Here is a 20,008-nt window from a genome sequence, read left to right on the forward strand (position 1 = left end):
TGACCCGCACATCTCACCCGCCCGAGGGGCACGACACCCCCAGATTGGGGTGTCGTCGCCTCCGCGTCCGCCAGCACAGTGGCCCGATGAGCGTGCTGACTGCCCACGATGAAGGTGTCCAGGTGGAGGCAACTGCTGCCGGGCGCCCCGGCACGGTGACCGTGACGTTGCTCGGGTCGTTCGCCGTCCACGGTGCGGGCACGGTCATCGGCCCGCGCGGCCTGGGCGGCGGCAAGCCGCGGCAGATCTTCGAGATCCTCGCGCTGAACCCCGGCCGTGTCGTCCCCAAGAACCACCTCGTCGAGATGCTGTGGCCGGACCGACCCCCGGCGAACGCCCCGGCCGCCCTGGAAAGCTACGTCAGCGTGCTGCGTCAGCACCTGCTGGCGGTCTGCGACAGCAGGTCGGCCATCGTGCGCACGAGCGTGGGTGGGTACGTCATCCCCCGCGGTGTGCTCGACGTCGACGTCGAGCGCTTCGCGGACCTCGCCGCCCGGGCCCGCGAGCTGGGTCCACGCGACGCCTATCCCCTGCTGCAGAGGGCGCTCGACCTCGCGGACGCCCCGTTCCTCCCCGAGGAGGCCGCCGCACCGTGGGCCGACGACGCCCGTCGTGTCCACACCGAGCAGGTGACGGCGGTGCTGGTCGCCGCCGCGGACGCGGCGTCGTCGCTCGGTCACACCGACCCCGCGCTGCAGCTCGCGGGCCGCGCCCTCGCGGCCGACCCGCACGACGAGTCGGCGTGGGCGGCCCGCCTGACGACGCTCGAGCGCGCCGGCCGGCATGTCGACGCGCTGCGGGTCTACGGCGAGTGCCGGGCGGTCTTCGCCGCCGAGCTGGGCTGCGCGCCCGGGCCCGGGCTGCAGGCGGTGCTCCGACGGGTCCTCGGCGGGATGGCCGACTCGGACGAGGAGCTCGCCGACCTGCTGGTCGCGATCGTCCGCCTGCGCGACTACGCCGAGGGCGACCCGCCGGCGACCGTGGCCGCGCGGAATCCCGGACGCCGGGACGCCCGCATCTCGACACCCGTGCGGGAGGCCTACGGGCTGTTGGAGGACCTGCTCGAGCGCACCCGGCGGTTCCCGGTCACGGAGGTGCGCCTCGCCTCCAACGGGTGAAAGTGGCTGAGCCACCCCGAACGGTGGTGGACGCGCCGCCCCGGACCCTCCATGGTGTCGTCCACGACACCGACGCGAGGGAGGCGCATGGCCGCGCACACCGCCGCACCGACGCGTGTGCTCGTGGTGGACGACCACGTCACCTTCGCCGAGCTCCTCGCCGATGCGCTGGACCGGGAGCCCGACCTCGTCAGCGTCGGTCACGCCGTGTCCGTCGCGGAGTCCGTGGAGATGTCCCGGCGCCTCACCCCGGACCTCGTGGTGATGGACGTCCAGCTGCCCGACGGCGACGGCTTCGTCGCCACCCGGCGCATCACCGACCGGTCCCCAGCGACCCGTGTCGTCATGCTGACCGCGCAGGCCGACGTGTCCCACCTGACGCGGGCCCGGCTCGCGGGCGCCTGCGGGCTGCTGCTCAAAGACGGGTCGCTCGCCCACCTGCTGCTGACGCTGCGCACGGCCACGCACGAGGGGTTCCGGCACGACCCGTCGTGGGACTCCGTGGGTGCCACGACGCCGGGGCCGGACGGCGTCGGGCCGGGCCGACCCGCGTTGACGCGGCGCGAGCGGGAGGTCCTGACGCTGCTGGCCGAGGGCCGGGAGGTGCGGGACATCGCGGCCACCCTCGGCGTCACGCCGGCGACCTGCCGCGGCTACGTGAAGTCGCTGCTGGTCAAGCTCGACGCCCACTCCCAGCTGCAGGCCGTGGTCGCCGCCTGGCGCCTCGGGCTGCTGACGCCGCGGACCCATGACTGACCTGGCCGCGCCGAGCCTGTGGTCGAGCGACGACGCCGATCGCCGCCACGCGGACGAGGAGGAGCGCGAGTCGGAGCGCTCCGAGGTCCGGCGGGCGGTCGCGCGCTTCCTGCTCACCGGTCTGGCGACGCTCGCCGTCGTCGCCGCCCCGGCCACCCTGGCGCTGCAGCACCTCGTGCAGACCCACACCCTCGAGGGGCTCGAGGAGACGACGTCCCGCATGGCCGAGAACATGGTCGCCCCGCTGGTCGACGAGCGGCTGCTCGCCGGCGACCCGGACGCGGTCGCCCTGCTCGACCGCGTCCTGCACAGCCGCATCGCGGGCGGCTCGGTCATCCGGATCACGGTGTGGACCCGGTCGGGTCAGGTGCTGTTCTCCGACGCGAGCTGGCTGGTCGGTCAGCGCTTCCCGGACCACGAGTGGGTCGACATCCTGCCGCCCGACGGCGGCGCCGTCGCCCGCTTCGAAGACCCCGACTCGCCCGTCGACGAGCACAGCGAGGATCTCGGTCATGCCGTGGAGGTCGACGCACCGTTCGTCGCCGACTCCGGCGACCGGCTCGTCCTCGAGGCGCACTTCCCGGCCGCCGTCGTGCACGCGCAAGAGCGCGACCTCCTGCTGAGCCTCCTGCCGGTGGGCGTCGTGACGCTGGTGGCGCTCCAGCTCGCCCAGCTCCCCCGGCGATCCGTCTCGCCCGACGCATCCAGGGACTCCAGTCCACCCGACGTCGGCTGCTCCGCCAGGCCGCCGCGGCATCGGACCTGGAGCGCCGTCGGATCGTCCGCGACCTGCACGACGAGGTCATCCAGGACCTCGCCGGGGCGAGCTATGCCCTCGAGTCGCTCGAGGCACGGCTGGACCCCGCAGCCCGCCCCGAGATCTCCCGACTGCGAGCGATCGTCCGCGCGAGCGTCGGCACCCTGCGCAGCATGCTCACCGAGGTCTACCCGACCGAGCCGGACAGCCACGGCCTGCCGGCCGCCGTCGACCGCCTCGCCGACCGGCTCCGCACCCGCGGGGTCGACGTCCGCATCGCCGTCCCGGACGACCTCGACCTGTCCAGGACGACCTCGACCTTGCTCTACCGCGTCGCGCGCGAGGCCCTGAGCAACGCGACCGCCCACGCGCAGCCGTCGGTCGTCACGATCACCGCCCGCCGCACCGACGTCGGGTTCGTGCTCGAGGTGGCCGACGACGGCGTCGGCTTCGACCCCGCCGCCCCGCGGCGTGACGGGCACCTGGGCCTGCAGATCGTCCGGGACACGGTCCGGGAGGCAGGCGGCCAGGTCACGGTCCGGTCCGCGCCCGGTGCGGGCACCACCGTCGCCGCGTCCGTCCCGCTCACCTGACCCGACCGGTCGTCTCGGCCTGCGGGCAGCGGTGTGCCCGGTCGGGTGCGGGCAGTGGAGCGCCCGGCCACCCCCGCGTAGTGCGGGGGTGACCGGGCGCCGGGTGTCACCGCTCAGCCGAGACCGATGTCAGTCTGAGTGGCACCGTCGACGGCGATCACGGTGGCGGTGTCGAAGCCACTGCCCCCGAACCACCGGTTGGCGTGGCCGGGCTCGTTCGGCTGCACGTACAGCCGGTACGACCCGGCCGGCAGCCCGGTCAGGCTGTACGACCCGTTCGCACCGCTGACCACCGACTTCAGCCACGTCCGCGTGTCCGCCGTGTAGACGCTCACCGACGCGCCCTCCAGCGGCGACCCGCCGGCTGTCACCGTGCCCGACAGCGTGTGCGTGCCGGACAGGACGACGTCCATCGGGGTCGCCCCGTCGACCGTGACAACCGTCGCGGTCTCGAAGCTCGCCCCACCGAGCCACCGGTTCGGGTACCCCGGCTCGTTCGGCTGGACGTACAGGCGGTACGAGCCGGCCGGCAGCCCGGCCACGGAGTACGCACCGTCTGCCCCGCTCGTCCCGGACCGCACCCACGTCCGGGTGTCGGCCGTGTACACCTGCACGGCCGCGCCGCTCAGGGCCTGCCCACCGGCCGTGACCGCGCCGGACAGGCTGCCCGCAGTCGAGAGCACGACGTCCATCGGGGTCGCCCCGTCGACCGCCACCTCGGTCGCGGTCTCGAAGCTCACCCCACCGAACCACCGGTTCGGGTACCCCGGCTCGTTCGGCTGGACGTACAGGCGGTACGAGCCTGCCGTGAGCCCGGGCACGCTGTACGACCCGTCGGCCCCGCTCGTGCCGGACCGCACCCACGTCCGGGTGTCGGCCGTGTACACCTGCACCGCCGCGCCGCTCAGCGGCTGTCCGCCGGCCATGACCGAGCCGGACAGGCTGCCCGCTCCGGAGAGGACGACGTCCATCGCGGTGGCTCCGTCGACCGTGACGACCGTCGCGGTCTCGAAGCTCGCCCCACCGAACCACCGGTTCGGGAGCCCCGGCTCGTTCGGCTGGACGTACAGGCGGTACGAGCCGACCGGCAACCCGGCCACGGAGTAGGCACCGTCGGCGGCACTCGTCGCCGACCTCAGCCAGGTGCGCGTGCTGGCCGTGTAGACCTGCACGGTCGCGCCGGCCAGCACGCCCGTACCGGTACGGACCACCCCGGAGAGGGTGTGCGTGCCGACCAGGGCGATGTCCGCGGTCGTGGCCCCGCTGACGGTGATGGTCGCCGCCGACTCGAAGCTCGTCCCCGCGTGCCACTGGTTGGCGTAGCCCGGCTCGTTCGGCTGCACGTACAGCCGGTACGAACCCGCGGGCAGCCCGGTCAGGCTGTACGACCCGTCCGCGCCGGTGAGCACCGACTTCAGCCACGTCCGGGTGTCCGCCGTGTAGACGTTGACCGACGCACCACCCAGCGCCACCCCACCGGCAGTCACCGTGCCTGACAGGCCCGGCTCCGCCGGCTCCTCGGCGTCCTCGGACGGGAGGACCTCGGCGGACACCGCCGACCACGGTCCAGGACCGTCGTCGTTGAGCGCTCGCACGGTGAAGGTGTGCGGGACACCGTTGCTCAGCCCGGTGATCACGTGCGACGTCGCCGTCGCCGGGATCTCCCGGATCGTGAGGATCCCACCGGCGTTGATGACCTGGATCTCGTAGCCGGTGACCGCGGAACCGCCGGTCTCGGCCGGAGCGGCCCAGGTCACGGTGGCCGACGCGTCGCCCGCCACAGCGGAGCTGATCGTCGCGGCACCCGGCGTGAGGGAGACCGGCGTGACCGCGGCCGAGCTGGCCGAGAACGCACCGCCACCCACCAGGTTGGCCGCCTGCACCCGGAACCGGTAGGTGGTCCCGTTGGTCAGGCCCCTGACCTTGAGGCTGGTCGTGTCGGCCCCCACGTTGCGGAGCGGACCCACCGGGGTCGTCCCGTCCTCGGCGAGCACCTGGACGGCGTAGCCGAGGAGATCCACGCCACCCGTCTGCTCACCCGTCACGGCGGTCCAGGTGACCGTCGCGCTCTCGTGGCCGACGGTGACCGTCCCGAGGGCCGGAGCCGTGGGCACGGTCGCCACGGAGGACACCGGACCCGTGGTCAGGTCGACCACCTCGGGGGTGCCGAGGAAGTCGTTGAACCGCAGGATCATGCGCAGCCGGCGGTCCTTCTGGGCCTCGGTGGGCGTGAACGTGCTGCTCTTCGCGTTGGCGATGTTCCGCCAGCTCGTGCCGTTGCTCTCCTGCCACTGGTAGTTGAGCGTCACGATCAGGTCGCCGTCGTCGTTGTACAGGGTGTCGGCGTCGTTGAGCTGCGACTGGTCGAAGGTGACCGGCTCACCGATCACCGGCGACTGGGGAACCAGCTGCGGGTAGACCGGTGCGTCGTTGATGTTCTGCACCGGGGAGGTGAGACCCGACGCGACCGTCCGCAGGGTGCCCCCGGCGTCCGTGAACGTGGCGACCACGCGCAGGGCGTAGCCGGCCTCGGCGTCACCCGGGGTGAACGTCGACGTGAGCGCACCCTCGCTCTCCGACGGGGTGAACTCACCCTCGTCGTCGGCCCACTGCCAGACCCACTCGATGTCGTCCGCGGGCACCGGCTCCCCGGAGACCCCGTCGACGAGGGCCGACGTCGCCGTCAGCGGCTCGTGCTCGACCGGCGCCATGGTGCTGAACTCGATCGTCCCGGACGGGGAGCTCGGGTCGACTGCGCCGGTCAGCAGGTCCTGCGTCACGTCGGCGAACTGGACGAGCTCGATGTTGCGAAGGATGTCCACGCCCGAGGCCAGGCCACCGGCGTCCTCCTCGATGTGGGCGACCCGGTAGAGGCCGTCCTCGAGCTTGGTGATGGAGTACATCTCCCGGAGGTCCTCGAAGGCCGCCGTGTCCGGAGCAGCCTCACCCTGGTGCGGGATGATCGCCCGGACGATGTGGATGTCCGCCGGGCTGATGGTCCCGTTGAAGACCCGCGTCTGGAACGGCTGCATGGTCTCCTGACGCTCGACGGCACCGTTCGCCGGGTTCGTCCACTCGAGGTAGAAGTCCAGCGCCGCGTCACCGTCGATGTAGTCGTCGCCGGCACCGCTCTCGAGGATGTCGCTGCCGCCGCCGCCCAGCATGATGTTGTGCGGCTTCTCGGCGTTCTTGGTCATGAACTGCGCGCCGTACTTCGGCACGTCCCCGCCGCCGAGCAGCTCGCGCAGGCCGCTGATCCGGTCGATGCCGGCCTGGGTGAGCTCGTGGCCTCCGTCGTCGGCGAACGCCGGGTCTCCCGGTGCCCGCCCGCCGCGCAGGATGTCGTTCCTGCTCCACCCGGACACGCCCTCGACCTGGGCGAACCGCGAGCGGCTCAGGGTCACGTCGGGCGCCTGGAAGATGGTCAGGCCCAGGTCGGCGTTGGCCGCGCGCGGGTCGTGCTTGTGCGTGACCCAGTCGAAGCCGAGCATCCCGTGGTGCCGGTCGATCCCGTCGTTGTCCATGATGTCGTCGCCACCCTCGGCGTCATGGTCGTCGAGTCCACCCTGGCCCATGAGGACGTCGGCGCCTCCCTTGGGGTCGTTCTGGAAGGTCAGCGCGTTGTCGCCCTGCAGGAGGTCGAAGGCCCCGCCACCCTCCAGCCAGTCGTCGCCGGAGTTGCCCGTGACGACGTCCAGGCCGTTGCCGCCCCGGATGAAGTCGTCGTCGTCACCGGCGAAGGACTCCGTCGGGTCCTGACCGTGCAGGATGAAGTCCTTCCCGAACCCGCCGAACAGCAGGTCGAGGCCGGATCCCGCGTTGATGGCGTCGTCGCCGTCCCCACCGTGGATGACGTCGTCGCCGAACGAGTCGGTGAGGACGTCGTTGCCGCCGTGGCCGACGAGGATGTCGTTGCCCTGCCATCCCTCGAGCCGGTCGTTGCCGGAGTGACCCCAGATGGAGTCGTCACCGATGCCGCCGTGCAGCGAGTCGACCGCGTCGGTGCCGTGGATGACCACGTGCTCCTCGCCGTCGAACCGGTGCCAGCCGTTGATCACGGCGAGGTCCGGGGTGGTGGCGTCGCCGTCGCTCCAGGTGGCCTGGTCGGCCACCTCGAACGTGCGGGTCGGGTTGGCGAAGATGTTGTGGTGCAGGCCGGTCGCGTCCGTGGTGCGCATCGCGAGCTCGGAGAACGAGTTGGCCTCGAGCTTGTTGATGAGGTCCATGCCGGCGGTACGGAACAGGTAGTAGAACCGGTCCCCGTTCTGCAGGTCCTCCATGTGCTCCTCGAACACCTTGTTGAACGTGGAGCCGAGCATCCCGCCGAAGTCCATGTTCCGCTCCGCCAGGCCACCGACCCAGAGGTCGATGTCATTCAGGCCGGCGTTGCTCGACATGAAGGCCGGGTCGGCCATGAGCGCCTGCGCGGCGGTGCGCCGCGCGTCCACCGAGCCGCCCGCCGCCTTGATGCTCGGCGCGTAGGCCGCGATGAAGTTGACGATCGAGGCCCGGTTCTTCAGCGTGAGCTCGAACTCGGTCCAGTTCTCGTAGGGCTTGAGCGCCGAGTCGGCCGTCTCCTCGTAGAAGACGGTCCGCAGCTCGTTGAGGGTCGGCATGCCGGTGTCCCGGGCCCGGGCGATGTTGATCGCCGAGAGGTCGAGAGCCACACCGAGCAGCTGGTTGCGGAGCGTGCTGTCGACGAACTCGTCGATCCCGTTGCCGGTCTGCTTGGACATGCCCATGAGGAGCGACGCAGCACCCTGGTCAGGCGTCAGGCGGCCGTTGTCGGTGAACTCGGACGGGTTGAGGAACGCGTCGAAGAGCGACAGGCTCTCCGTCCCGAAGCCGGCCCGGTCGACGTCGCTGGTCAGCATCGAGTGGCCGAACCGGTACACCGCGTGGGCGAACTCAGCGGTGACGGACGGGTCGATGTTGCTGTCGTAGCGCGTCTCGTTCAGCGGTCCGGCGTCGATCGCGGGCTGGATGCTCCGCACGAACTCCTCGAACACCAGGTGCTGGTACTCCATCTCGGTGACGAAGCGTCCGGCCTGGAACACGCGCTCGCCGAGGTCCCAGATGCCGTCCTGCGACTGGTACGCCCGGAGCAGGGCTTCGTTCCCCGGCGCCTCCAGCACGTCCATGACCTGGTCGGCGACACGGTTGTGCTCGGCGTGGAAGATGTGGTGCACCGCGGTGAGGCCGATGTTCTCGTTCCCGCGGCCGTCACCGGTGATGTAGTGCGCGTCGAGCTTGGCCGAGTCGTAGAGGTCGAGCGCGGGCTCACCCAGGGTGTCGAGCTTCGGCTCCGCGCCGTTCGCGATGTCGTCGAGGAAGGACACGCCGGCGTCCATGGCCTGCGTGGCGTCCACGGGGGTGTCGATGCTGCCCTCGCGCACGTCCGTCTCGCTGACGACGATCTGCGGGAAGCCCGTGGGGCCGGCGACGAACCGCCCGTAGGGGTCGGTCACGAGCAGCGGCACCGTGAGCGCGTCCATGTCGTCGAGCTGGATGCCGAGGATCGTCTTCGCCTGGTACTTGACCTCCGCCCACGTGGGCGGGCCGCCCTTGGCACCGTCCAGCAGGTGCCCGGTCGGCACCGGACGGCCGTGCACGAGCTCGTACTCGCGCAGGAAGACCTGGTGCGACGGGTGGGAGGTGTAGGTCTGGTTCTGGTCGATGAACGGCGTCGTCCGGTTGGTGTGCTCCCGGGTGTCGTCCGACGTGCCCAGCTGCCCGTCGGGCCCCGGCGCCATCGTCACCGTCGCGCGGGTCAGCGGGATGAAGTTCGTCCGCGGGGAGGCGGGGTTGTACAGCTCGTCACCCGGCAGCACGGGGACGAAGACGGTGCCGTTGCCGCCCTTGGACACCAGGTCGAGGCCGTGGTCGAAGAACTGGCCAAACAGCGTGAACCAGCCGGTGAAGGGGGCCGAGAGGCCGACGTCGGGGGACACGTTCGGGATGAAGACGCGGTCCGGCGTGAAGGGCCGGTTGGTCACCGGGTTGATCGGCAGCGGGTCGGCCGGGTCGTACTCCGGCGAGGTGCGGTGCACCTCCCAGTTGAAGCCGTCACCGTCGTGGTCGAAGGCGTACGACCCCTCGACGACGCCCATCATCGCGACGGCCGCCGGGTTCATCACGGTCTGGTCGACGACGAGGTTGCTGATGATCCGCGGCTCTTCGTCGACGACGACGTTGTTCTCGCCGACCTGGTCGTAGGACGTCATCCCGCCGGCCTGTGCGGGGCCGTTCGGGCCGTCGGGGTCGAAGAACAGCCGGCCGGCGTCCCGGAAGTTGGCCGGCGCGATGCGCGGGAACGTGCGGCCCGCGGCGCCGTAGTCCTTCGTGTCGTCCTCTTCGAGGTTGTTGAACGACCCGTCGACCGTGCGGAGCCCGTAGGGCAGCATCGGGCTGGGCACGCAGGTCCAGCTCCGGTCGTTGGGGTCGTCGCACAGGAGGCTGTACTCGGTGTCGCCCGTGGTGATCGCCTCGGCGTGCGCCTCGCCGATGTTGATCTGCTTGAGGATGAACTCGAGGTCCGCCTTGGTGAGGCGGAAGTCGGGGTCGGTGTCGGTGGCGGCCATCGCCGTCGGGCCGGTGATGATCCCGGCGAACGCGACGCAGGCGCTCAGGCCGGCGCCGACGGCGGCACGCAACCGCGTGCCGGACCTGCGGCCGGTGCGGGGGCGGCCGGAGCCGCCGCCGTCCCGGCGTGGGACTGAGGGTGTGGACATCGTGCTGAACCTCCGGGGTGCGACCCGCAACGCACGGGCCGACCACGTCGTCGGCCCGCTGATCCCCCGGATCGTGTTCGTCGGACCCTTGGGAAACCCTTGGAAAACGGTCCAAAGCGGGCGAACCGGACAAACTTCACCCTCGAGGGGCGCCCCGGTTGCTCAGCTCAGCCGGGCGACCGCGAGGAGCAGCATGGTCACGAGAGCGCCCGTGACCAGGTTGAGCCACAGGAACACCCGCCAGCCCGCGTGGGCCCGCTCGCAGTCGGCGTCCCGGACCGACCAGAACCGGGCCGCGTTCACCGCGTACGGCAGGGGGAGCAGTGCCGCGAGCCACCCCGGCCACGGCACCGCGAGGAGGACGACGGCCGCCACGAGGTAGGCGACGGTCGACGCCACGACGGTGCGGTGCGCGCCGAGGACGGTCGCGACGGACGCGAGCCCGCCCTCCCGGTCGGCGCGGACGTCCTGCACCGCGCCGAACGCGTGGGAGCCCATCCCCCACGCGACGAACGCGACGAGAACCGGCCAGGCGGTGCGCGCGGTGAGGTCGGCGCCGGTGAGGACGAGGGCGTAGAGCAGCGGTCCGACGAAGTGCATCGCGGACGTCACCGAGTCCACGACGGGCCGCTCCTTGAACCGCAGGCCCGGGGCGGAGTACGCCACGACGCCGAGGACGACGAGCGCGAGCACGAGGTTCGACGCCACGTCGCCGAGCGCCAGCAGCCACGCCAGCGCGGGCACGTTGGTCAGCGCACAGGCCCACAGGATCCGCCGGTGCACCGTCCGGGCGGTCGCCGGGTCCGCGAGCGCTCCCTCGATCCCACCCTTGCGCGGGTTGCGCAGGTCCGACTCGTAGTCGAAGACGTCGTTGATCCCGTACATCAGCAGGTTGTACGGGCCGAGGAAGTACAGGGCGCCGACCACGAGCGCGACGTCGATGCGCCCACCCGTCGCCAGGAGGTACCCGGCCGCGAACGGGAAGGCGGTGTTGACCCAGGAGAACGGCCGGGACGCCGCGAGGACGTCCTTCACGCGTCCCCACCCGGGACGCCCGTTCCCGACGACGTGCCCGACGACGTGCCCGACGACGCCGCCCGCTCGCCCCGGCGGCCCAGCCACGTCCACAGCGCCGGCATGAGGAGCACCGCCGCGAGGGAGTACGCGAAGTCCTCGACCGGGGCACCCCAGACGTAGACACCGAGGATGCGGTCGGGGTCGAACACGTAGAGGTCGGCGGCGATCATCAGGGTGTCGAACACGACCGTCAGGGCGACCAGCGTCAACGCGGCCCACACCAGCGGCCCGGGCCGCAGCCGCCGCAGCACCGGCGCGACCACGAGCCCGAGCACGAGGAGCACGCCGACGTTCAGCACCGCGTTCGTCATCGCTGCCCCCGCCCGGTGACGCGCTGCCGGCCGCGGCCGACCGCGCGGCGCTGCGCGGCGAGATCGAGCGCGCGCCACGCCAGCAGCGCGTTGTAGGACAGCAGCGCGAGGAAGAACGCCTCCTCGAGCGGCAGGTCGGGCGCGAGCAGGACACCGGTCATGTGCGGGCTCTCGCCGCGGGCGAAGATCCCGAGGGCGAGCCCCGCGACGTCCCACGCGAGGAAGAACACCACACCGACGGCGACGCAGATCGCGGCGCGTCGCGCGTCGACCCAGAAGGCCAGCCGGTAGCGCCGGTCGAGCGCGGCCAGACCCGCCAGGGCGACCAGCAGGGCGCCGAGGTAGACGAACCCGGTCACGGTGCCGTCCACCGCCGGGGCGGCGGGCGGCGCCGAGGAACCCCGCCGCAGCGGGGCGGGCAGCCGCCCCGCGGACGTGTCACCGAGCAGCCGCTTCGCGACGAGCTCGGCGCTGATGAGGCACATCGGCAGCCCCACCCCCGGGATCGTGCTCCCGCCCACGTGCAGCAGGTTCGGCACCCGCGGGGACGCGTTGCCCGGACGGAACATCGCGCTCTGCGCGAGGGTGTGCTCCATCCCCAGCGCCGTGCCGCGCCACGCGGACAGGTCGCGGGCGAAGTCCGCCGGCCCGACGACGCGCCGGGTCACCACGCGCTCACGCAGGTCCGGGGTGCCCATCCACGCCCCGGCCTGGTCGAGGTAGCGGTCGGCGTGCGCGTCGAGGGTCGCGCGGTCGTCCGCACCGCCCAGCGCGGGGTCGGCCGGGAACGGCACGAGGACGAAGATGTTCTCGTGCCCGGGCGGCGCGGCGTCGGGGTCGGTCGCGGTCGTCCGGGAGACGTACATCGAGGCGACGTCCGGCACGCGCAGGCCGTCGACGCCGCTGGCGGTGTCGTCCCCGAGGATGTCGCGGAAGTTCCCCGGCCAGTCCCGGGTGAAGAACAGCGAGTGGTGGGCGAGCTCCGGCAGCTCACCGCGGACGCCGGCGAGCACGAGCAGCGCCGAGATGCCGGGGCCGCGCCGCTCCCAGTCCGCGGCGGTGCGGGTCGCGTGCTGCGGCTCGAGCAGCCGGGTCTCGGTGTGGTGCAGGTCGGCTGCGGACACCACGACGTCCGCGGGGACGACCTCGCCGTCGGCCAGGCGGACGCCGCGCGCCCGGCCGGTGCGGCGCGGGTGGCGCAGCGAGCGCCCCTCGGGCTCGACGTCGATCGCGGCCACCTCGGTGCCGGTGCGGATCTCGACGCCGTGCGCGCGGGCGAGGCCCTCGATCGCCTCGATGATCGTGTACATGCCGCCGCGCGGGAAGCGGACGCCGTCGACGAGGTCGAGGTGGCTCATGAGCGAGTACAGCGCGGGCACGCGGTACGGCGACGACCCGAGGAAGACCGCGTGGTACCCGAGCACCTGGCGCAGCCGCGGGTCGGTCACCGTGCGCGCGATGCGGTCCGCGAGCGTCGTGCCGAGCAGCCCGGCGAGCGTGCCGAGCCGGCGCAGCACCTCGCCCGACACCGCGCGGTCGGGCCTCGCGAACGTCGTGTAGAGGAAATGGTCGAGCGCCATCCGGTACGCGTCGCTGGACTGCGCGGCGTACCCGCGCATGCGCTCGCCGGCTCCCGGCTCGAGCGCGTCGAAGGCCGCCCAGTTCGCCTCCGGATCGGCCGTGACGTCCAGGACGTCCGGCTCCGCGCCGGCCGGCGGCTCGAAGAAGACGCGGTACGCCGGGTCGAGCCGTTCGAGGTCGAGATGGTCCTCGACGCGCTCACCCATGAGCTCGAAGAAGTGCGCGAACACCTCGGGCATGAAGTACCAGGACGGTCCGGTGTCGAAGCGGAAGCCGTCCACCTCGAGCATCCCGGCCCGCCCGCCGACGCGCTCGTGCCGTTCGAGCAGCGTCACCCGGGCACCCCCGCGGGCGAGGAGCGCCGCGGTCGCGAGCCCGGCGATGCCCCCGCCGACGACGACGACGCGTGCGCCGACCAGTCCGTCGCCGCTCACGCGCGCACCCCGGTCCCGGGCATCGTCCGGGGCAGCGCCTCGGCCAGCACCGACCGCGTGAGCACGGCGACCTTCCCCGGCGCGGAGACCCGGACCCGGCGCGCCAGCAGCTCCTGGGGCGGGGTCGCCGCGAGCTCGGCCGCGAGGCGGTCGTACAGGCCGAGGGTCGCCGCGACCGCGAGCCGCGCGCGGCGGGGCAGCGACGGCAGCGCGGCCCGCGCGGTGGCGGCGTCGCGCTCGATCTCCGCAAGCAGCGCCGCGAGCGTCGGGGCGTCCAGCGACCCCGGGGTCACCCCCGGGAAGTAGCTGCGGCCCAGACCCGCGCTGTCCTCGGCGAGGTCGCGCAGGAAGTTGACCTTCTGGAACGCGGCGCCGAGCGCACGCGCGCCGGCGGTGACGTCCGGCGCGGCCACCACCAGCGGGTCACCGGGGCGGCGACCCGAGTTGAGGAAGACCGCCAGGCACATGAGCCCGACCACCTCGGCGGACCCGTAGACGTACCGCTCGTAGGACTCCTGGTCGTGCACGCGCACCGTGAGGTCCATCCGCATGGACGCGAAGAACGGGTCGATGACGTCCGGACCGATGCCCACCCGCCGCGCGGTGCGCGCGAACGCGTGCACGACGAGGTTGGTGGACCAGCCGGAGGACAGCGCGCGCTCGACCTGCTGGTCGAGCTCGTCCAGCATCTGGCCCGCGTCGTCGCCGCCGCGGGTGTCCACGATCTCGTCGGCGATCCGCACGAGCGCGTACACCGCCTCGATGTCGGTGCGTGCCTGCGGTCCGAGCAGGCGGGTGCCGAGCCCGAACGACGTCGAGTAGCCCTGCAGGACCGCCCGGCTCGCCCGCGCCGCCGTCCGGTCGTACAGCCGGACCCCGGTCGTCGCTGCCATCAGTGCCCTCTCCCGGCCATCTCGTCCACCAACGCGCACAGGTAGTCCGCGAGCTCCGCGGGCAGGTGCCCCCGCGCGACGTCGTGCGCCGTGCCGGCGGCGCGGGCGGCCACCGCCCGCAGCTCGTCCCGGGCGCCGCACCCCGCCATGACCTCCCGGACGCGCGCGGCGGCGTCGTCGTCGAGGTCGGGGCGCCCGACGTGGGCGTCCAGCAGCGCGCGCCCGGCGTCGTCGGCCCGCAGGTAGGACAACCGCAGCAGCTCGGTGCGCTTGCCCGCCCGCAGGTCGGACAACACCGACTTGCCGGTACGGCCGGGGTCGCCGAAGACGCCGAGCTCGTCGTCCACGAGCTGGAAGGCGGTGCCCAGGGCGGTCCCGAACCGGGCGAGCGCGACCTGCGTGCGCTCGTCGGCGCGGGCCAGCACGGCGCCGGCGTTCAGCGGGACGGCGCACGTGTACGCCGCGGTCTTGAGCTCGGCGACCAGCAGCGTGTCGACGTGCGCGGGCGGCCGCAGCCCGGACGCCATGTCGAGCAGCTCACCGGCGACCGTGGTGCTGACCCCGTCCACCAGCAGGTCGATCACGGCGACCTTGAGGTCCGCGTCGACCGGTGCGCGGGTGACCATGCCGAACGCGGCGACCAGCGCGAGGTCGCCGCCCAGCAGCCCGGCGGCCAGCACGTGGTCCTCCGCGCCGGGCCCGACGACGCCGTCGGCGGCGAGGGACGCGCGGTAGGAGCCGGCGAGGTTGGGGCGGCCCCGGCGCACCTCGTCGTGGTCGAGGAGGTCGTCGTGGACGACCATCGCGGTGTGCAGGAGCTCCTGCGCGGCGGCGACGTGCGCGGCACCGACGACGTCGTCGCCGCCCAGCCCGAGGTAGGCGGCCAGCGTGAGCCGCGGTCGCAGCAGCTTGCCGCCGACCTGGTCGGCGAGGTGCGCCCAGAGCGTCCCGTAGCCGGGGTCCAGGCGGGCCCCGCCGGACTGCCGCTCGGCCAGGTACCCGTCGAGCACGTCGACGGTCGCGGCGAGCCCGTCCGTCACGGCGTCGCTCAGGGTCACGGCGTCGCGCGGGCCGGGCGCCCCCGGGCGTGCCAGGAGCGCGCCCGGCTCCGGGATGGACCGGGCGGTCGTGTCGGGGTCGGCGGCGGCGCGCGCGTGCACCTCGGGGCAACGTGCGTGTCCTCTCCTGGGTGAATGCTCAGCCTACTGAGTATCGGCGCGGGGCACCGCTGGAACGGTCTGCCGCGGGTCGTCCGCCGGTCGGCCGGTGGAGCAGCGTCTCGGTAGTGTCCCCACCATGACCTGGATGGTGACCGGCGGCGCGGGGTACATCGGCTCGCACGTGGTGAAGGCGTTCGGCGAGGTGGGCCTGCGCACCGTCGTGCTGGACGACCTGTCCAGCGGGCACGAGGCCTTCGTCCCGGCGGGCGTGCCGCTCGTGCGCGGCTCGATCCTCGACACGCCGCTGGTGCGCCAGGTGCTCACGGAGCACGCCGTGACCGGCGTCGTGCACCTCGCCGGCTTCAAGTACGCCGGGGTGAGCGTGCAGCGCCCGCTGCACACCTACGAGCAGAACGTCACCGGCACGGCGAGCCTGCTGACGGCGATGGCCGACACGGGGGTCGACGCCATGGTGTTCTCCTCCAGCGCCGCGACCTACGGCACCCCACGCACCGACCTCGTCACCGAGAGCACGCCGACCGCCCCGGAGTCGCCCTACGGGGAGAGCAAGCTCATCGGCGAATGGCTGCTGCGGGACCAGGGCGTCGCCACCGGGCTGCGCCACACGTCCCTGCGCTACTTCAACGTCGTCGGCTCCGGCTCCCCGGACCTGTACGACACCAGCCCGCACAACCTGTTCCCGCTCGTGCTCGAGGCGCTCGTCGAGGGCCGCACCCCCGCATCAACGGCGTCGACTACGACACGCCCGACGGCACCTGCGTCCGGGACTACGTGCACGTCGCCGACCTCGCGCACTCCCATGTCGCCGCGGCGCGCGCTTCGCCGACGGCCGCCCGCTCGAGCGGGTCTACAACCTCGGCAGCGGTCAGGGGGCGTCGGTCCGCCAGATCATGGAGACGATGGCCGAGGTCACCGGGGTCGGCTTCGACCCCGAGATCGGCCCGCGCCGGCCCGGTGACCCGGACCGGATCGTGGCGTCCGGCGAGCTGGCCGCGCGCGACCTGGAGTGGGTGATGCGGCACTCCCTGGCCGACATGGTCGCGACGGCGTGGAACGCCCGCCGGCGCGCTCAGCGCTCCGCCTGACCGGCCCGCTCCGTCTGACCGGCCCGCGTCAGCGGCCGACGGTGCGCAGTGCCGGCAGCTCCGCGGCGACCCGCTCGAGCAGCGCCTCGGAGCCCGCGTAGATCCCCTCCGCCCGGGGCCAGTGCACGACGACGTCGGTGAAGCCGAGCGCGACGGCCCGCTCGACCCCCTCCTGGAGCACGTCCCACGACGAGAGCGAGAACACCGGCGCCCCGTCGAGGCTCAGGTGCCGCTCGATCGCGTCGGGGTCGCGGCCGGCTGCGGCGGCCTCCACCCGGAACCGCTCGACCATCACCGCGAGCCCGTCCCACCACCGGTCCTGGGCGACCGCCGGCGCGACGCCGTCGACGGCGTCGTCGGGCAGGCTCGGGCCGAAGGTGACCCACGCCTGCCCGTGGCGGGCGGCGAGCCGCATGGCGCGTGGACCGTTGGCGGCCATGACGAACGGCACCCGGGGTCGCTGCACGCAGCCGGGGATCATCCGGGCGCCGTGCGCGGCGTAGAACTCCCCGGTGTGCTCGGTGACCGGCTGGGTGAGCAGCGCGTCCAGCAGCTCGGTGAACTCGGCGAACCGGCGCGTGCGCTCGGCGAGGCTCGGCGGCGGGCCGAGGACGCTCGCGTCCCAGCCGGTCCCCCGGCACCCAGGCCGAGCAGCAGCCGGCCGCCGGAGATGTCGTCCAGGCCCATGACGTCCTTCGCGAACGGCACGGGGTGGCGGTAGTTGGGGCTGGCGACCCAGGTGCCGAGGCGGATCCGCTGGGTCGCGGTGGCCGCTGCGGCCAGCAGCGGGACGGTCGCGAACCACGGCTCGTCGACGAGGGTCCGCCAGGCCAGGTGGTCGTACGTCCAGGCGTGGTCGAAGCCCATCGCCTCGGCGCGCTGCCAGCGCTCGCGCGCGTGGACCCAGCGGTCCTGCGGCAGCAGCACGATCCCGAAGCGGAGCCCGTCGGTCGTCATGGGTGCACCGTAGGCGTCATGGGCCGCCGCGCGGAGCCGGCCCGAGCCGGCACAGGCCGCCACGGACCGGACGGGACCGTCACCGGGGACCCGAGCTCGTCACGCCCACCCGAGCTCGTGCAGACGGTCGTCGTCGATGCCGAAGTGGTGGGCGATCTCGTGCACGACGGTCACCGCGACCTCCTCGACCACCTCGTCGCGCGACTCGCACAGCGCGAGGGTCGGCAGCCGGAAGATGGTGATCCGGTCCGGCAGCGCACCGGTCGCCCAGAAGTCGCCCCGCTCGGTCAGCGGCACCCCCTCGTAAAGCCCCAGCAGCTCGGGGTCGTCCGGGGGCGGGTCGTCCTCGACCAGCACGACGACGTTGTCCATCTGCTGCGCGAGCTCCTCCGGGATCTCGTCGAGGGCGTCGCGGACGGCGTCCTCGAACTCCTCGCGCGACATGTCGACCACGCGCCCATCCTCCCCGCGCGGCGCGGTGGGCCGTCCACCGAGCCCTGGTCCGCCGAGCGTGCGGCGACGGCGTCACCCGGGCGGCTGCAAGCGCCCGGAGCCCCGACTTTGGCGATCCGGCACCTGTGCCATATGCTTCTGGAGGTCTTGCGGCGCCTGTGGACGGCAAGGGCGTCATGCCCCCATCGTCTAGCGGCCTAGGACCCCGCCCTTTCACGGCGGTAGCACGGGTTCGAATCCCGTTGGGGGTACGGTCGTGTGTGATCGCAGTATCGGTCTTGTCTCACCACAAGGCCCCGTAGCGCAGTTGGTTAGCGCGCCGCCCTGTCACGGCGGAGGTCGCGGGTTCGAGTCCCGTCGGGGTCGCTGACATCCGCCCGGCCCAACGGCCGGGCGTTGTCGGTTCGGCCATGTAGCTCAGTTGGTAGAGCGTCCGACTGAAAATCGGAAGGTCAGCGGTTCGACCCCGCTCGTGGCCACAGTCTCAGCCCCGTCCGTGCCCCGGGCGGGGCTGTTGTCGTCCCGGACCCGTCCGGAGGTACGGCCGCCTCGCGCGCCGCACGCGTTCCCGACACACTGGGGCCGGTTCCCGACAGACTGGGGGCCTCCGACAGGCAACGTGAGGAAGTGATGGGCATGGCGCACGCATCCGAGTGGACGACTCCCGGGTCGGGCGGACGTCCGTCGATGGGCGAGCTGTTCAGCCGCCTGTCCGAGCAGTCGTCACGCCTCGTCCGGTCCGAGATCGAGCTGGCGAAGGCCGAGCTCTCCCGCAAGGCCAAGGCTGGCGCGATCGGGGCCGGCCTCCTCGCCGGCGCTGCGCTGTTCGGGTTCTTCGGGTTCGCGGTGGTCCTCACCACCATCATCCTGGCGCTGTCGCTCGTCCTCGAGCCGTGGCTCGCCGCCCTCATCGTCGCCGTCGTGCTGCTCGCCATCGCGGCCGTGCTGGCGCTGCTGGGCAAGAAGTCGCTCGACAAGGGTGTCCCGCCCAAGCCCGAGCGCACCGCCGAGAACGTCAAGCAGGACGTCCAGGCCGTCAAGGAAGGACTGCGTTCATGACCGCCGAGCCGCACGACATCGAGGCCCAGATCGCCCGCAACCGGGCGGAGCTGGCCGCGACGATCGACGAGCTGACCGACCGTCTCGACCCCAAGGCGAAGGCGGACGAGCTCGTCGAGCGCGCCAAGCAGATCGTGCACGACGCGGGCAACGACCCGGACACGCGCCCCGAGGACCGCAACCGTGCGCGCATCGTCGTCGGGGTGGGCGCCGCCGCGGCCGCCGGCCTGCTGACCGCCCTGCTCCGCAAGATCTTCTGACCCGGACCGGAACCAGCACCGGCACCGCCACCGCCACCGGCACTCGACCGGCCTGAGCCGACGCGACCCAGCCCGACGCCCTGCTCCCGGGGCGTCGGGCCGGCGCGCGTCCGTCAGGGGCGTCCTGCCCCACCGGGGCGACATCCACCGCCGCGCCGTCCCCCGCGGCCGGTGCCAGGCTCCCGGCCGCTTCCGCGCCCTCGTGGGTCAGCAGCGCGCGCTTGGCGTCGAGCCCGAAGTAGTACCCGCCGAGCTGGCGACCACCGCTGCGCAGCACCCGGTGGCACGGCACGAACGGGGCCAGCAGGTTGCGGGCGCACGCGGTGCCGGCGGCGCGGACCGCCATCGGGCTCCCCGCCGTGGCCGCGATCTCGGTGTAGGTCGCGGTCGACCCGGCGGGGATCGCGCGCATCGCGGCCCACGCACGCTGGAAGAACGGGCCACCGGGCTGGGCGACCGGCACCTCGTCGAGGGCGGCGAGGTCACCCGCGGCGTAGCGCTCGACCGCGCGGGCCACCGCCGCGAGGCGGGGGTGCGCCGCCACCTCGTCGGCCGGGACGGTCCGCACGCCGCGGCCGGCGAGAGCGTCGTCGAGCCGGGACGCGACGTCGTCGACGGGGCCGAAGCCCGCGACCCGGACGACGCCGTCCTCGGGCGTCAGGACGAAGGAGAGGTCACCGGCGGGGGCCGGGACGGTCGTGGCGAGCAGCGGGTCGACGCTCATGTGGTCCTCCTGAGGTCACGTGGGTCACGTGGGGTCAC

14 protein-coding genes, 3 tRNA genes and 3 pseudogenes are annotated in these 20,008 nt (G+C 73.1%); 10 read left to right on the forward strand and 10 right to left on the reverse strand.

Annotated features, from left to right (window positions below):
* Positions 1-86 precede the first annotated feature (86 nt).
* The 4 genes and pseudogenes from REH70_RS17615 to REH70_RS17630 all read left to right on the forward strand — a co-directional run bounded on the left by REH70_RS17615 (position 87) and on the right by REH70_RS17630 (position 3,224).
* Positions 87-1,118, forward strand: a complete 1,032-nt coding sequence (locus tag REH70_RS17615; protein ID WP_310749312.1) for a BTAD domain-containing putative transcriptional regulator — start codon at positions 87-89, stop codon at positions 1,116-1,118.
* Between the two features lie 87 nt (positions 1,119-1,205).
* Entirely contained in the window at positions 1,206-1,874 is a 669-nt protein-coding gene (locus REH70_RS17620) for a response regulator transcription factor (RefSeq protein WP_310749315.1), read from the forward strand.
* A gap of 420 nt (positions 1,875-2,294) precedes the next feature.
* Positions 2,295-2,768: pseudogene (locus tag REH70_RS20905) on the forward strand (histidine kinase); the annotation flags it as partial.
* A 183-nt stretch (positions 2,769-2,951) separates the two neighbouring features.
* A complete protein-coding gene (locus tag REH70_RS17630) occupies positions 2,952-3,224 on the forward strand; it encodes an ATP-binding protein (protein ID WP_310749320.1) in 273 nt (90 codons plus the stop codon).
* A 113-nt stretch (positions 3,225-3,337) separates the two neighbouring features.
* Here the strand turns inward: REH70_RS17630 and REH70_RS17635 are convergent, their stop codons facing one another.
* The 6 genes from REH70_RS17635 to REH70_RS17660 form a co-directional block, all read right to left on the reverse strand.
* Positions 3,338-9,955, reverse strand: a complete 6,618-nt coding sequence (locus REH70_RS17635; RefSeq protein WP_310749322.1) for a peroxidase family protein — start codon at positions 9,953-9,955, stop codon at positions 3,338-3,340.
* A gap of 162 nt (positions 9,956-10,117) precedes the next feature.
* A complete protein-coding gene (locus REH70_RS17640) occupies positions 10,118-10,990 on the reverse strand; it encodes a prenyltransferase (protein ID WP_310749324.1) in 873 nt (290 codons plus the stop codon).
* Positions 10,987-11,343, reverse strand: a complete 357-nt coding sequence (locus REH70_RS17645) for a lycopene cyclase domain-containing protein (protein ID WP_310749326.1) — start codon at positions 11,341-11,343, stop codon at positions 10,987-10,989. Before REH70_RS17645 ends, REH70_RS17640 begins: the two co-directional genes overlap by 4 nt.
* Positions 11,340-13,358 (reverse strand): phytoene desaturase family protein, encoded by a 2,019-nt coding sequence (gene crtI, locus REH70_RS17650; RefSeq protein WP_310749328.1) that lies wholly within the window; start codon positions 13,356-13,358, stop codon positions 11,340-11,342. The genes REH70_RS17645 and crtI overlap by 4 nt, the downstream gene beginning before the upstream one ends.
* Positions 13,355-14,251 carry a phytoene/squalene synthase family protein gene (locus tag REH70_RS17655; protein ID WP_310749330.1) on the reverse strand — a complete coding sequence of 299 codons (897 nt, stop codon included), beginning with the start codon at positions 14,249-14,251 and terminating at the stop codon, positions 13,355-13,357. Before REH70_RS17655 ends, crtI begins: the two co-directional genes overlap by 4 nt.
* The gene (locus REH70_RS17660) at positions 14,251-15,411 is read right to left on the reverse strand and encodes a polyprenyl synthetase family protein (RefSeq protein WP_310749332.1); all 1,161 of its coding nucleotides are present in this window, start codon (positions 15,409-15,411) and stop codon (positions 14,251-14,253) included. The genes REH70_RS17655 and REH70_RS17660 overlap by 1 nt, the downstream gene beginning before the upstream one ends.
* A 136-nt stretch (positions 15,412-15,547) precedes the next feature.
* On the opposite strand from REH70_RS17660, the pseudogene galE reads away from it, so the two are divergent.
* Positions 15,548-16,517: pseudogene (gene galE / locus REH70_RS17665) on the forward strand (UDP-glucose 4-epimerase GalE).
* Between the two features lie 28 nt (positions 16,518-16,545).
* Here galE and REH70_RS17670 read toward each other — a convergent pair.
* The 3 genes from REH70_RS17670 to REH70_RS17680 form a co-directional block, all read right to left on the reverse strand.
* On the reverse strand, positions 16,546-17,070 hold the full coding sequence (locus REH70_RS17670; protein ID WP_396134769.1) for an LLM class flavin-dependent oxidoreductase: 525 nt from the start codon (positions 17,068-17,070) through the stop codon (positions 16,546-16,548).
* A complete protein-coding gene (locus REH70_RS17675) occupies positions 16,995-17,474 on the reverse strand; it encodes an LLM class flavin-dependent oxidoreductase (protein WP_396134573.1) in 480 nt (159 codons plus the stop codon). Before REH70_RS17675 ends, REH70_RS17670 begins: the two co-directional genes overlap by 76 nt.
* 99 nt (positions 17,475-17,573) lie before the next feature.
* Positions 17,574-17,918: a metallopeptidase family protein gene (locus tag REH70_RS17680; protein ID WP_310754395.1), complete on the reverse strand. Its 345-nt coding sequence runs from the start codon at positions 17,916-17,918 to the stop codon at positions 17,574-17,576.
* 187 nt (positions 17,919-18,105) lie between these two features.
* Between REH70_RS17680 and REH70_RS17685 the strand changes: the two genes are divergently transcribed.
* The 5 genes from REH70_RS17685 to REH70_RS17705 all read left to right on the forward strand — a co-directional run bounded on the left by REH70_RS17685 (position 18,106) and on the right by REH70_RS17705 (position 19,246).
* Positions 18,106-18,178: transfer RNA gene (locus tag REH70_RS17685), tRNA-Glu, on the forward strand.
* 41 nt (positions 18,179-18,219) lie between these two features.
* Positions 18,220-18,293: transfer RNA gene (locus tag REH70_RS17690), tRNA-Asp, on the forward strand.
* A 40-nt stretch (positions 18,294-18,333) separates the two neighbouring features.
* Positions 18,334-18,406: transfer RNA gene (locus REH70_RS17695), tRNA-Phe, on the forward strand.
* Positions 18,407-18,563: 157 nt separating this feature from the next.
* Positions 18,564-18,986 (forward strand): phage holin family protein, encoded by a 423-nt coding sequence (locus REH70_RS17700; protein ID WP_310749334.1) that lies wholly within the window; start codon positions 18,564-18,566, stop codon positions 18,984-18,986.
* A complete protein-coding gene (locus REH70_RS17705) occupies positions 18,983-19,246 on the forward strand; it encodes a DUF3618 domain-containing protein (RefSeq protein ID WP_310749337.1) in 264 nt (87 codons plus the stop codon). The genes REH70_RS17700 and REH70_RS17705 overlap by 4 nt, the downstream gene beginning before the upstream one ends.
* Positions 19,247-19,451: 205 nt before the next feature.
* Here REH70_RS17705 and REH70_RS17710 read toward each other — a convergent pair.
* Positions 19,452-19,970, reverse strand: a pseudogene (locus tag REH70_RS17710) (methylated-DNA--[protein]-cysteine S-methyltransferase); the annotation flags it as partial.
* Positions 19,971-20,008 lie beyond the last annotated feature (38 nt).

Origin of the sequence: Cellulomonas sp. ATA003 (assembly GCF_031582905.1) — a bacterium.
In the GTDB taxonomy this organism is placed as follows: domain Bacteria; phylum Actinomycetota; class Actinomycetes; order Actinomycetales; family Cellulomonadaceae; genus Pengzhenrongella.